General features: G+C 40.3%; 13 protein-coding genes. 7 read left to right on the top strand and 6 right to left on the bottom strand.

Annotated features, from left to right (window positions below):
- Together IQ246_RS24550 and IQ246_RS24555 are read left to right on the top strand one after the other, a co-directional pair.
- Positions 1-99, top strand: a 99-nt coding sequence (locus tag IQ246_RS24550; RefSeq protein WP_194004112.1) for a transposase, incomplete at its 5' end; no start/stop codon positions are given.
- Between the two features lie 39 nt (positions 100-138).
- Positions 139-414 carry a Txe/YoeB family addiction module toxin gene (locus IQ246_RS24555; RefSeq protein ID WP_194005947.1) on the top strand — a complete coding sequence of 92 codons (276 nt, stop codon included), beginning with the start codon at positions 139-141 and terminating at the stop codon, positions 412-414.
- A gap of 116 nt (positions 415-530) precedes the next feature.
- Here IQ246_RS24555 and IQ246_RS31015 read toward each other — a convergent pair whose 3' ends face one another.
- Positions 531-740, bottom strand: a complete 210-nt coding sequence (locus IQ246_RS31015) for a TMEM14 family protein (RefSeq protein WP_194005948.1) — start codon at positions 738-740, stop codon at positions 531-533.
- Between the two features lie 87 nt (positions 741-827).
- Here IQ246_RS31015 and IQ246_RS24565 point away from each other — a divergent pair, with 87 nt between their 5' ends.
- The 4 genes from IQ246_RS24565 (at position 828) to IQ246_RS24580 (ending at position 6,456) form a co-directional block, all read left to right on the top strand.
- Positions 828-2,213 (top strand): ATP-binding protein, encoded by a 1,386-nt coding sequence (locus IQ246_RS24565; protein WP_194005939.1) that lies wholly within the window; start codon positions 828-830, stop codon positions 2,211-2,213.
- A gap of 217 nt (positions 2,214-2,430) precedes the next feature.
- Positions 2,431-3,771 (top strand): tellurite resistance TerB C-terminal domain-containing protein, encoded by a 1,341-nt coding sequence (locus IQ246_RS24570; RefSeq protein ID WP_244142148.1) that lies wholly within the window; start codon positions 2,431-2,433, stop codon positions 3,769-3,771.
- Between the two features lie 96 nt (positions 3,772-3,867).
- Positions 3,868-5,196, top strand: a complete 1,329-nt coding sequence (locus IQ246_RS24575; protein WP_194005940.1) for an ATP-binding protein — start codon at positions 3,868-3,870, stop codon at positions 5,194-5,196.
- A gap of 486 nt (positions 5,197-5,682) precedes the next feature.
- Positions 5,683-6,456, top strand: a complete 774-nt coding sequence (locus IQ246_RS24580) for an FHA domain-containing protein (RefSeq protein WP_194005941.1) — start codon at positions 5,683-5,685, stop codon at positions 6,454-6,456.
- Positions 6,457-6,484: 28 nt separating this feature from the next.
- Here the strand turns inward: IQ246_RS24580 and dacB are convergent, their stop codons facing one another.
- The 5 genes from dacB to IQ246_RS30605 form a co-directional block, all read right to left on the bottom strand.
- Positions 6,485-7,957 carry a D-alanyl-D-alanine carboxypeptidase/D-alanyl-D-alanine-endopeptidase gene (gene dacB / locus IQ246_RS24585; protein ID WP_194005942.1) on the bottom strand — a complete coding sequence of 491 codons (1,473 nt, stop codon included), beginning with the start codon at positions 7,955-7,957 and terminating at the stop codon, positions 6,485-6,487.
- Positions 7,958-8,307: 350 nt separating this feature from the next.
- A complete protein-coding gene (gene ilvB, locus IQ246_RS24590) occupies positions 8,308-10,218 on the bottom strand; it encodes a biosynthetic-type acetolactate synthase large subunit (RefSeq protein WP_194005943.1) in 1,911 nt (636 codons plus the stop codon).
- A gap of 121 nt (positions 10,219-10,339) precedes the next feature.
- A complete protein-coding gene (locus IQ246_RS24595; RefSeq protein ID WP_194005944.1) occupies positions 10,340-11,602 on the bottom strand; it encodes an MFS transporter in 1,263 nt (420 codons plus the stop codon).
- Positions 11,603-11,810: 208 nt separating this feature from the next.
- Positions 11,811-12,383, bottom strand: coding sequence for a hypothetical protein (locus tag IQ246_RS24600; protein WP_194005945.1), 573 nt, complete (start codon positions 12,381-12,383; stop codon positions 11,811-11,813).
- Positions 12,352-12,489: a transposase gene (locus tag IQ246_RS30605; RefSeq protein WP_244142149.1), complete on the bottom strand. Its 138-nt coding sequence runs from the start codon at positions 12,487-12,489 to the stop codon at positions 12,352-12,354. Before IQ246_RS30605 ends, IQ246_RS24600 begins: the two co-directional genes overlap by 32 nt.
- A 77-nt stretch (positions 12,490-12,566) precedes the next feature.
- Between IQ246_RS30605 and IQ246_RS24610 the strand changes: the two genes are divergently transcribed.
- Positions 12,567-12,749, top strand: coding sequence for a type II toxin-antitoxin system HicB family antitoxin (locus IQ246_RS24610; protein WP_194005946.1), 183 nt, complete (start codon positions 12,567-12,569; stop codon positions 12,747-12,749).
- Positions 12,750-13,222: the final 473 nt, after the last annotated feature.

A 13,222-nucleotide genomic window follows, 5' to 3' on the forward strand; every position in this document is an offset into this window, starting at 1 on the left:
AATAACAAACTTAAGCTAATTAAGCGTTCTGGTTATGGGTTTAGAAATTTTGAAAATTTCAGAGTTAGATGTCTATTAAATTGGCAATTTAATTATTAGTTTAGCATAACAAGTACTGAAGAACCATCAAAACAAGAAATTCCAGCAACTCAAAAGCAAAGAAAAACAGTATTTCAACCTGAATTTTTAGAAGACTTAAAATTTTGGGTGGAAAATGATCAACGAGTTACCCTTAGAGTTTTGGATCTTGTCAAAGAGACTTGTCAAGATCCTTTTAAGGGGAAAGGTAAGCCAGAACCTCTAAAATATTTAGATCCTAATACTTGGTCTCGCCGTTTAACACAAGAACATAGAATTGTATATCTTGTAAAAGATGATGAAATAAATTTTTTACAAGCTCGTTATCATTATTAACTATTAATTATCCCAAAATATAAGTAGCATTATTTAGTTTTGCGTAGCTTGCCGCCGTAGGCATTGCCCAACACTGTCCAACACTCCAAAAATATTTACTTGGTGACAAGCCGTCCTTAATATCCTAGCTGCTGAGTGATAAGTGGGTATGCAAAAATATTTATGTCATTGCAAAGGAAACGAAGCAATCCCAAACCCTTTAGTAATAGCCCGCTAATGCTGCCACTTAAGAGTGAAACTTGACTATTGGCCTGAACATAGCCAATAATGCCACCAACCAACGCTAAAATACCGTAATAGAGAGTAGCAATTATACCTAAATCAATTGTTAAAACCTATGTAGATTTTAACTTTACTGCCAGGGTCAGCAGACAATTTATCATAGCTATTTAGCTACATCACCAAATTGATTGATGGATAATCAAGCCATGCCAACGGCAAGTACCTCCTCCTACACAAAGGTGCAATTTCTCCAGCGCCAAGCAGCGTCACTTTTACTGTACCAATCTGTCCTCCAAGGCGAAGTAGGGGTGGCATTTCTTGACCTGTTGCAAGCTATACGTTACACTGATGCCGATGCGCGGAGCTGCCTCCAAGCCTACGGTATTTACTTCCACGCTTTGGCTGCTAGAAATCAAAATTGGGAGGACTACCTAATTACTCAAATTCTCATCTCAGAGAACCCTTTTACAAGGCTTGCTCAACAGCGAGAATTCGAGGATTTGCCCTCGGCTTTAGTAGCAGCAGCTCAACATGATTTACAAGCATTGCAGAGTCTCTATGAATGTAGCAGCGCTTCTTTAAGTGAGTGGGTACAAACCGTAGCCCAACTGCCGATTTCACCAGTTGTTTGGTATCAGGAACCAAAAAGGGTAGGAACAGATACGAGATTGTTCACATCTCTACAACATTTAGAAAGTTGGGGTAACGCTGTAGAAGATTTAGCAGCTTATTATCAGCAATTTGGCTCTGGTCTATTTGCAGAATATCACGCTCTACGCTGGCAATCTGGGCAGTTTGTCGGTATTCGGTATGCAGATACAGTTAAGTTGAATACACTAGTAGGTTACGAGTCTCAGCGAGATGCTTTACTGAAAAATACAGAGTTTTTATTATCAGGAGAAATGGCACTGCACGTATTACTTTACGGTAGTCGCGGTTCAGGAAAATCTTCTTTGGTGAAAGCTTTGTTGAATGAATATAGCGATTCCTCCGGTAAGGGCAAAGCCCAACGCAACCTGCGCTTGCTGGAAGTGGCAAAATCTGAATTAAAAAACCTACCAGAAATTGTGGAACATCTGCGAGGATTGTCACAAAAATTTATCATCTTTGTCGATGACCTTTCTTTTGAAGAAGATGATGATGCCTTTAAAGCACTCAAAGTAGTTTTAGAAGGTAATTTAACCGCGCGACCTCAAAACACAGTTGTGTACGCCACCTCCAACCGCCGCCACTTGATTCGAGAGTTCTTTGTCGATAGACCTGCTCCCAAAGACCATGAAGAAATTCATGCATGGGATACTATGCAAGAGAAGCTTTCATTTAGCGATCGCTTTGGTCTAACCTTAACCTTTGAACCAGCTGATCAGAAAACTTATTTAAAAATTGTCGGGCATCTAGCAGCACAAGCTGGAATTAATATTAAGCCAGAAGATTTAGAATATCAAGCATTACAATGGGCAACTCGCCATAATGGTCGTTCTGGTCGCACAGCACGGCAGTTTGTTGATTTTTTAAAAGCAGACTTAGCAATATTTGGTGCAGATAATAATATGTCCGACACACAGCCTGAAAATTAATTAGCTACTGATTTAATTGTTTTTAATTTAATAAAATATAGGATTCATATTTGATTAAGTGAAAAAACTGCGTACACCTCTAACTCCCTTTTTTCCTGTTCCCTATTCTCTATTCCCTGTCTCCACCAGTCAGTTCACGAATCAAATCGGATTACTATAGTGTTATATAAAATACTTATAATCGGAGAATTAAAAACAATTAACTATATGAGGGGTAATGACCTTAATAACTACTTATTCTAATAACTTAACTACTCTAAAAATAAGCAATATGCAATCACTAATGGTAAGTAATCGATTTATCCTAGGCATAGTTGCCTTTAGCGTGAGTTTTGGCCTTAGTCTCGTTCCAAGCTGGGATTTTAATAAAGCCTTTCTCACAAGTGTAATCACTGTACTTGCTACGTATACAGCAGCATTATTTGTAGACAAGCGACGCAGAAATCATGAAATGCTTGTTCTAGGTTCTCTCCGCAAGCAAATTAAAGAGATGGAGGGATTGAAGTCCCGTATTGTCAGAGAAATCAATCAAATAGAAGACCATCGTAGTTTACTATACTCAGAGTCTAAGCAATTACAAAATCAAGTTATAGAATGCCGTAATCAAAGGGATAGTCTGAATCGAGAGTTAAGCACTTTTGCAGGGCAAAGAAAGCAGTTAGACGCTGAAATTAGTAACTTAAAAACTGAACTTCATAGCCTGGATAAAAGTAAAGCAGAACTGAACAATTCTTTTGCTACTCTCACAACTGAAAAACGTCGTCTAGAGTTTAATTATAATATATCTAACGCTGAAATAACTCAGTTGCAAACTAAAATTTGTGAATTACAGCAAGAAAAACAAGAAATTGAAAGCAATTTAACTCTACTAGGCAGGCTTAAACCTCAGCTAGAAGATAAACTATACGAACTGCGAATTAAAATTCAAGAGTTAGAAATTAAGACAACTAAGGAAAATCAATTATTAGTAGCTACAACCAATGCCAGAGAAAATATAGAAGCTAACTTGAATTCTTTTCAAACTCAAATGGCATCTCAACAAGTTGAACTCAATCATTTACAAGAGCAAATTTCATTATTGCAAGAAGAACGAGACTTGTTGCAAAACCAAGTTTGGGAATTACTCCAACAAGTAGAAACAATTAATTCGGAACCCTCATCTGATGACGCCCAGGAAGATAATCTTGAATTATTTCCTTTTGCTGAATTAATTGAACCATTAGAAATAATAAATAGTCCAGTCGATATATCAGAAAAATTACCTAATGAATGGAATGATTTTTTGGAAAAACTACCAGGATATGAAATGCAAGTATTAAAAGCCATAGTCGAACAAGATAATCCTAAAGCAGCTATTAAACAGATTGCTGAAGCAAATATTACCATGCCAAATCTATTAATAGATTCTATAAATGAGCAGGCAAATGATACTATTGGTGAATTAATAATTGAGCCTAATTTGGAAATTCCAGAAGTTTATCAAGAGCATATCATAAACGTCAGAAAAATGATTGCAATGTATGAAATTCTTATGGCTAGACACGCCTCATCAAATTAAATTATTCTCGCCGTCGTCAGATTATTAGTGAGGTGAATGTAAGCCTTAGCTACTGGCTACGCGCCTCTGGGTTTAAAATAAAGTGAGGTGTAATAAATGGCAAAGCTCAAAATCTCGAAAAAAATATCTACTGCCTTAATAAATTCTCTTGGTGCAGGGGTGGTACCAAGAGTGGGAGTTGAACATATAGCAGTAGGTCGAGAAAAGGAACTTAAAAGCCTATTACAAAATCTTGACGACATCACAGAAGGTATAGCGTCATTTCGTTTTATAATTGGTAACTACGGCTCCGGGAAAAGCTTCATGCTACAAATGGTTCGTAACCGTGCTATGGAGCAAGGTTTTGTAGTAGCCGATGCTGATTTATCTTCCGAACGCCGATTAGCAGGAACTAATAATGAAGGTGTCGCAACCTATCGAGAACTAATGAGCCGCCTAGCTACAAAAACTCGTCCTGATGGTGGTGCTTTAGTCTCAATTTTAGAAGGATGGATTAATAAAATCCAACAAGAAGTTGTTAAAGAAACTGGAATGCGTCCCAGTGATAATGGTTTTGATGACAAAGTTGAAGCAAAAATTAGGGAAGTAGTTCAGTATATTGAAGACTTAGTTCACGGGTTTGATTTTGGCAGTGTTATTATTGCTTATTGGCGTGGCTACCGATTAGATGATGATGAATTGAAAAACGCCGCAATGCGCTGGTTTCGTGGAGAATTTAGTACTAAAACTGAGGCAAAAGCAGCCTTGGGAGTGCGAGTAATTATTGATGATGATAGTTGGTATGACTACATCAAACTATTTGCTAAGTTTGTGGCTGAAATTGGCTATAAAGGGCTTCTAGTATTGCTTGATGAAGCCGTACATATATACCAAATATCAACTACAGTTACGCGTGAAAAAAACTATAATAGACTCCTAGTAATGTTTAATGACACTATGCAGTGCAAAGCAGAACATCTTGGCATTGTTATCGGTGGAACAACCAGATTTTTAGAAGACCCAAAACGCGGACTTTTTGCAGATCAAGCTTGGCGGAGGCGCACAAAAGAAAGCCGTTTTGTTACACAAGCTGGTATTCAAGAATATTTAGGGCCAGTAATTCGGCTCAATCCGTTAAGTGAAGCAGAAATTCTCACGCTTCTGCAACGCCTAACTGAGATTCATGCTGTCAATTTTGGGTATGACGAAGCTTTGAAAAATCCTGAGTTAAAGGAGTTTGTTCAAGAAATTGTCAATCGCTTGGGTGCAGAAGCATTACTTACACCAGGAGAGATTGTACGGGATTTTATGAGTTTATTGAATATTCTTCACCAAAATCCAGGAATTTCATTTGGTGAATTAATTCATGGTTCTAAATTTAAACCTACTGCTGCTGGAAAAGATGTAGATGTGGATGAAGATAATGCAGCGGAGTTTAGTTTGTGATAATCAACCACAAAGGTAATATAGTAAGCCGCTTTGATTGCTGAATCACTCGTAGAGATAGGGAATAGGGAATGGGGAATAGGGAATGGGGAATAGAGAAGAAGTAATAAAGGTGTAGGACTTACGCACACTCTACGAATTCTCGGCGTTCTTCTCTACGATCCGCTGCGCGTTCACGTAGTGTCTTGTAGAGAAGGCGGTTTGATCAATTAAGCTTTTTGGCAACTTTTGCGTAAGTCATGAGGTGTACTGAATTTTTTCAAAAATCAAATAGGAATTCTATAGATTGATGAAAACACTGAACCAAAAGAACAGGTAAATTATTAAGGCTGAATTGGAAACAGTGCAAGCGTAGACGTTAGAGGCGGATTCTCTTCTACACTGTTGATGATTTCCAATTATGCTAAGTTTGAGACATGAAGTTGAGATTTACCCGATTGTTGTTATGTTTTATTAACTCAATTATCGCTCTTCAAAAAACAAGCCATGCAAAATTTCAATACATTCAACACTACAGGGCTGAGTTTAGAGCTGTTTCATGTGCAAACTAACACTGCTTTTGATTTACCACCAAATCTTCTTGTCATCCGCGTTGGTAAACCAAATGATCCAATTTTTCCAGACATTGATATTTCCAGTTTGCCAAATGCTGATTTAGTTTCTCGTATTCATGCACAGATTCAGATAGACGGAAGTAATTACTTCATTGAAGACTTAGGAAGCTCCAATGGCACATTTGTCAACAACACTAGATTAAAGCCTAGAACTCCTTATCAAGTGGATTTAGGAGATAGAATAGACCTCGGTCAAGGAGGTAAAGTAACATTTATACTTCAAGCTAAACCACAATATCAACAAAATCCTCTGTTAAGCACAATTCAGTCTGAAAGTGCTGGAAACCAAAGAAAAATTTCGGTGGATAAGACAACCAAGCTTGTAGGTTTAGCTTTGATGATTGCAGGTGTTGTAATTTTAGCGGCGAGTATTCAAGTTGGGATCTTTTTTCGCATTCCTGGTATCTTGCTATGTTGCGCCGGGGTTTCCGTTATCTTGCTACGACGTATAAACCCTAATTTAGGATGGATTTTAATAGCCCTAGGAATTGCTGTAGTAGCTTTTACTGGTAATATATTAGCGTCAGTTAATCTTCTTGTGATTTTGGTATCATCTGCTTTATTCTTTGGTGGATATCAAGTTTTTACGACTGGGAAAATCTTGGATTATGATTTGCGATCGCTCCAAGCATTAATCAAGAAATAGCTCGTTTAGCGATCGCAATATTCACATATCAACAACGCTGCAACTGCGTTAATAACACAACAATTTCATCAATTGCTTGCCGCACAACTGTTGCAGGTTGTTCTGATTGATTCACAATAATACTGAAAACCAACGGCTCATACCTAAGCGCATTCACATATCCAGATAGTGAAACCACACCCGTCATCGTGCCTGTTTTTGCTTGCACAATACCCTCAGCAGATGTGTTACGAAAGCGATTTTTCAAAGTACCGCTTTTCCCTGCAACAGGTAAAGATGCGCGATACACAAATGCTGCTGGTGTTTTTGCTATTCCCCGCAAAGTTTGTACAAAAGCTTCTGGAGTCGCTAAATCACGACGTGATAAACCAGAACCATCCACCAAAATGTAATTTGCCGGATCAACTCCTAATTGAGTTAAACTCGCTTTGACAACTTCTAACCCGACATCAGCGCTAGTTTGATTTTGCACCCTTGGTTTTCTCACAGCTAATGCTCTCAGCAGCGCTTCAGCATAGAGATTATTACTATTTATATTCGTCTCTAATAACAATTCAGATAAAGGTGGCGATTCCACCGCTGCTATTTCCTGTTGATTAGTACCACCAGTTAGTACGAATGTTTGTCCCAAAGTAATTTTTTCTGTTGTTAAAGCATTACGGAAGCGCCGTAAGAAGTAATAATTAGGGTCAACTATAGGCAAATTGAGTAAATACGGTTCGGAATTTACTGTTATTTGTCCTTTGATTCGTAATATTATTCCTGATAAATCGCGGGTAAAATTGATATTAGTTGGTTGATTTTTTTCAACTGTAACTGACTGATTAATTGTCCGCCATTGTTTGGACTCGTTAATATCAGTCCACACAACTTGTGAAATTTTACCTACAGTTTGCGGTACAATCTTCAAGCTAAAAACATTTTGATTTAGAATAAAACTGCTGACTGGTGCGCCATAATCTGATTGCAAATCTTCCCATTGCCAAGTGGGGTTAACAATATCTCCTTGAATATAACTATCATCGGCAATTAACTGTTTAATTTGGATAATACCCTTCTGTTTTAACTGCTGTGCTAAATTTTGTAAGTGAGTATCATTTAAGCTAGGATCTCCTCTACCAACAACACGCAAAACACCATTACCATTGTCATAAATTGAGGTACGAAAACGAAAATTTACCCCAAGCTCCTGCAATGCGGCCGCTGTTGTCAGCAGCTTGGCATTAGAAGCTGGAGTAAAGTATTTTTGAGCATCTCGATTGTAAAGAGTTTGCACGGTTGACAGGGGTTGCACCAAAATACCCCAGCGGGCGCGGCTGAATAAAGGACGATTGATTACAGCATCTATAGCTGTTCCCAGTTGGATAGAGCAAATTGATTTTGTGGTAGTTGTCGGCGCGATTTGAGTTTGTGCTTTCGCAACTCTAGAACTAAATGCTATTTGGGTAGACAAGAATAACAGCAAAAAACCCAGTGGTTTATTGAATGCATTAAATTTCATTAAATACTCCTTCTGCCCATAATAGATCTTATAATTTGGATCTCGTCTTCTTTGTTTAAACAGAAGTTGCTAAGTAAGCTGTCGCGCACCTAAATTGAACATGTTTTAGTTTAAATAGTCACGCATTCCAGAGTCCAGATTAGCCTTGACTTTTGACTTTTGACTTTTGACTTTTGACTCTTGACAAATGACAGCCCTCATGAATGATTGCAATCTAAATGTGTTTTAGCTTACCATGCCAAAAATTTTAACCAAATACGCAAAACAAAGCGTGCAACTAAATTGTCAGTTGCACGCTCAAGGTTATGAGTTCTTAATTTTGAATTTTCAATTCAGCAAACAACTCAACTCTACAATTTAGTGCCGCATTCAGCACAAAAGTTGTGGGTAGGAGGATTTTTGGCAGCGCAGTGACTACAATAAACTGGCTCTACTACGGCTTTCGGTGGCTGCTTAGGCAAGCCGATCATTTGAGCGTTGCTCTTACCAGGGGCTACCATTGGATAGCAGTTTTCGTCTCTGGTGACTTGGGCATTCACAAGTACCGGGCCGTTGTGTGCCAGCATTTCGGCGATCGCATCTTTTAATTGACTGCGATCGCTAATCACCATCCCCTTAATCCCATAAGCTCTTGCCAACAACTCTACGTCTGGCATTCCTACTTCCATATTTGAGCATGAGTAACGCTCACCGTAGAAGGCTTGTTGCCACTGGCGCACCATCCCTTGCCAGCCGTTATTGATAATCACAGTCTTGACATTTATACCATACTGTGATAATGTACCCAGTTCCTGCAAACACATTTGGAAACTGGCATCACCGCTGATACAAATGACCTCTTCATCAGGAAACGCCACCTTAGCGCCCATTGCCGCAGGTAAGCCAAACCCCATTGTTCCCAAACCTGCACTAGAAATCCAGCGTCTTGGGCCATTCTTGAGGAATTGTGCTGCCCACATTTGATGCTGTCCGACATCTGTGGTGTAGAAAGCGTGGGGTGCTTGGCGACTGATTTCGACAATCACCTCTTGTGGTGAAATACTGTCGGGATGCTCTGGTACTACCAGAGGATACTCATCGCGCCAACGGTTAATTAAGTTCAGCCACTCTTGGGTTTGATTGGGTGTACCTGCTGCACCTGTTTTTTTACATCGATGCAACAAGTCAGTTAACACGTTCCGCACATCGCCGACGATGGGCACTTCCGGAATGCGGTTTTTACCAACTTCTGCCGGGTCGATGTCGATGTGAATTACTTTGGCACGGGAGGCGAATTCATCTAACTTGCCTGTAACACGGTCATCAAATCGAGCACCAACACAAATCAGTAAGTCACAATCACTTACAGCAAAGTTGGCGTAGGCTGTGCCGTGCATCCCCAACATTCCCAAAGCTAGGGGATGATGTTCGTCAAAGGCACCGATCCCCATCAAAGTTGTAGTGACAGGGATGTTGAATAACTCGGCTAGTTGTTTAATTTCTTCATGGGCACTAGCTGCGATCGCACCCCCACCCACATACAATAAGGGACGCCGACTTTCAGCAATCAACTGGAGCGCTGCATTAATCTGCCGGGGATTTCCCTTGACTGTAGGGCGATAACCACGTAATTTTGCTGAACCTGGTTTTACAGGCACATAGTCAAATTCTTCTAAAGCTACATCCTTGGGGACATCAATCAAGACTGGCCCTGGACGCCCAGTGCTGGCAATGTGGAATGCTTCAGCGACAATCCGCGCCATATCTTTGGGGTCACGCACTACATAGGAGTGCTTAACAACCGGTAGCGTAATCCCGTAAATATCCGTTTCTTGAAACGCATCTGTTCCGATGAATGGACGTGCTACCTGCCCCGTTACCACAATCATTGGAATCGAATCCATATAGGCTGTGGCAATACCTGTCACCAAGTTAGTCGCACCTGGCCCAGACGTACCAAAGCATACCCCTACCTTTCCGGTGGCGCGGGCGTAGCCATCAGCGGCATGAGCTGCACCTTGTTCGTGTCTCACTAGGATATGCTTAATAGCACCAGTTGCTTCCACCTTATACAGGTCATCGTAAATCGGCAGAATCGCCCCACCAGGATAACCAAAAATGTATTCAACGCCGTGGCGATGAAGGCTGTCAAGCAGAGCAAAACCGCCAGATGCACGTTTGGGCACGACTGGCGGGTTAGAAGTATGAGATTGTTTATGATTCTCAGTTTGTGGAGCAATTGGGGAAGGCAAATCTCCTACGGAGACACTTTGTGATCGCACGGTCAAACCTCAGACTATAGCTAAAGTTAATGCTGAAATTCTGTAGTTAAGATTTCATTTTAATTGAAAAGTGCAATCAAATGCTTCTAACTTCTAAAAATTCCTATTTTACCTAAATTAATTAAATAATATCTTGCAAGACTCTGCGAGTATTATGCCAAGCCCAAATACCGACAACTACGACTACAATACTCATTCCTACCAGCACAACTCGCAAACCCAGAGCGTCAGTTAATGGGCCAGTAATTGCCAAAGGTGCAGATAGGGCAATATTGACGGCATGATTTTGAAAGCCGAATACTTTACCGTGCATCATCGGTGGCGTTTGCTGTTGAATTAAAGTTTGCATAGGCACGCCTATTAGGGAAGCACCTACACCCAAAAATGCACAAAGTACAAGCGCCAGCAACAGATTGTGGGTAAAAGTGAATACCCCCAAAACTAGCGCCATGATCAAAAATCCAATTAAGGGTAAGGGTTTATGATGCAGTTTATCACCCCAGTGACCTAAAATTGCTGCACCGAATACCATACCTACCCCTGCTGCTGCCAAGAAAAAGCCAAACTGTTTTTCTTTTAAACCAAATTCTGCTGCTAATCGAATTGTCAGCACCGTTAATGCTGCAAACACACAATATAACGTTGTTAGTTGCAGCATGGCATTCAAAACTAATCGGTTTTTCTTGAGATAGCCCAAGCCAGCTTTAAAATCTGTCCAAGGATGGACAACCGCTTGACTATCGTTAAGAAACTTGTTTTCTTTAAAATTAATTGGTTGCATTATCCCAGCAGACGCCAGGTATAATGCTCCGACTACAATCTCTTGACCGTACTCTTCTCCGAGCCAAGCTTTAGCCGCACTCAGTATTGGCTCGCCTACCGCAAAGCCAACTATTAACGCTCCCATCATCGTGCTGCTAAACAGCGCATTGGCTGCCATCAAATTCTCTCGTTTTACCAAAAGGGGAATAGCAGCTTGCTCAGCTGGAGCAAACAATTGCGTCACCGTGGAAATAGCAAAAGTTAAAATTAATAGAATCAGGAACTCCTGTGGCAAAAAGGGAAGACAGAGCGTTAAAAGTCCACGTACGATATCTGAGCCGACCATAATCAACTTTTTTGGCAAGCGGTCAACAAGGATACCACCCGCAGAACCGAACAAAATCGCTGGGATGGTGAACGCCAACATCAAAGTTGAGTACATGGAGTTTTCTGCTAACCCAGGAGGAGGTGGGTAATTCTCCAGCAAGGCAATCATCAAAACGAAGAAGACTTTATCTGCTAACTGGGACACTAGTTGCCCAATCCACAGGAGCATAAAACTGCGATTTTTTAGCAGTGCGCCAAACCCATTATTAACAGCAGCCGGTTCAGTTGGAAACATCAGATACTTTGGGATAGTGACTAGGGTAGATGGAGTAGGGGAGTGGGGGAGTGGGGGAGGCAGAGAGAGAGAGGAAGAAAATAATTAATGACCCTTGACCCTTGACCCTTGACAGAGGTGATGAATCGCGTCTTCTTATACAGAGTTGATGAATCGCGTCTCTACATTCTCTATTTCTCACTCCTGCTCAGTAAATCTGTTTTCCGGATTAATTTGCTTCATAGCGCTTTAACAGAATATACAAAAATTCAGCCGCAGTCAGATGACCTTTAGGTGGAAAAATCCCCATTGTTGAGTCTACCCAGCAACCTTGTACAGTTTGTGGCGATCGCCAGATGGACAAATGATCAACTACTGGTTCTGCATAAAAGTTATTTTGCCCACTACCTAGCAAACAAGAACTCCAATGGGTGAAATAATCATGACTCATCCGATGAATCGGAAAATTACCCTGTAGTGGTACTCCCCATCCATCTATAGCAATAAATGCTTTGACACGACCACCCAAGAGTTGCCACAAATGCGCTGCCCCTATTGCCCCCACTACGCCAGCACTAAAGCTAATAAATATAATTGGTGATTCTAGAGAGTTGCTTAGGCGCTCGCGCAAAAACTGCAAAATGTGCAAAGCTGATAAAACCAAAACATCTTTACCTGGATAAACCAGTATATTTGCGGAGTTACGTGCGATCGCGCTATTACAAACTATATCTAATAATCCGACTCTAAAGCTTTCAGTTAACTCTGGCTCATGAATTCCAGGGCAAATAATTATACTCATTTCTAACATTACCTTTCATTACATGAAATCTATCTGCTACCACTTGAACATTAGGAATTAATTCTGCTACTAAATTTTTATAGCCTCGATCGCAGTATGGCAGCAAAAGAAAGGTTTAGCTTAATGAGTGGATTAGTGCGATCGCATTTCCGCTAGATGGTTTGTGAAGAGCGATCGCATATAATGCAAAGTTCAATATCTACTCACTTGACTATTGAAGTCGAACAAGAAGAAGACGGTCGTTGGATTGCAGAAATCTTAGAAATACCGGGTGTTTTGGTGTATGCTTCGACTCAACAACAAGCGATATCCAATGTGCAAGCTTTAGCTTTGCGAGTGATTGCTGACAAAGTGGAACATGGATAAATTCGCTTAGGGTTAACCAGTCTCACCTTTGTTGCAGCATAAAGGATAGTAAATTGTGGAAAGGTAGTTTTAGTTTTTGGACTTGAGCGCAAATCAGTGATATGGAAAAAGTATTTGCCAAAAAGCCAGGGGTTTTGCCGAATCAAGAAAGCCGAGTTCTTAATTTTGGATAAAGTCGAGCTTAGAAATAGCTTTTATTTTTAAATTACTTAACTCTGTAACTTCTAACCCAGAATATTTACACAAAGCCCTAATTACTTTGATTAACTCATTTCTCACACTATCTGATGATAGGCAAAATTTCACGGCGTTATAGACGCATTTCCCAAAAAGCTGTACCAAATTAATTTTACTGAAAACCCGGCTTTTTAGCATCTTAAGCACTTTCGCTATTCCACCAACATAGCAGATGCCGTATTGGTTCAATTTTCCATGCCCAATGCCCAATGCCCAATGCCCAATGCCCAATGCCC

This window comes from aff. Roholtiella sp. LEGE 12411 (genome assembly GCF_015206995.1).
Lineage (GTDB): Bacteria > Cyanobacteriota > Cyanobacteriia > Cyanobacteriales > Nostocaceae > Komarekiella.

Bases quoted from the DNA above. Each gene is read 5' to 3' on its own strand.
- IQ246_RS24600 (WP_194005945.1), bottom strand. From the start codon at position 12,383: ATGAGTATAATTATTTGCCCTGGAATTCATGAGCCAGAGTTAACTGAA.
- IQ246_RS24595 (WP_194005944.1), bottom strand. From the start codon at position 11,602: ATGTTTCCAACTGAACCGGCTGCTGTTAATAATGGGTTTGGCGCACTG.
- IQ246_RS24570 (WP_244142148.1), top strand. From the start codon at position 2,431: ATGACCTTAATAACTACTTATTCTAATAACTTAACTACTCTAAAAATA.
- IQ246_RS24580 (WP_194005941.1), top strand. From the start codon at position 5,683: ATGCAAAATTTCAATACATTCAACACTACAGGGCTGAGTTTAGAGCTG.
- dacB (WP_194005942.1), bottom strand. From the start codon at position 7,957: ATGAAATTTAATGCATTCAATAAACCACTGGGTTTTTTGCTGTTATTC.
- IQ246_RS24575 (WP_194005940.1), top strand. From the start codon at position 3,868: ATGGCAAAGCTCAAAATCTCGAAAAAAATATCTACTGCCTTAATAAAT.
- IQ246_RS24565 (WP_194005939.1), top strand. From the start codon at position 828: ATGGATAATCAAGCCATGCCAACGGCAAGTACCTCCTCCTACACAAAG.
- IQ246_RS24610 (WP_194005946.1), top strand. From the start codon at position 12,567: ATGCAAAGTTCAATATCTACTCACTTGACTATTGAAGTCGAACAAGAA.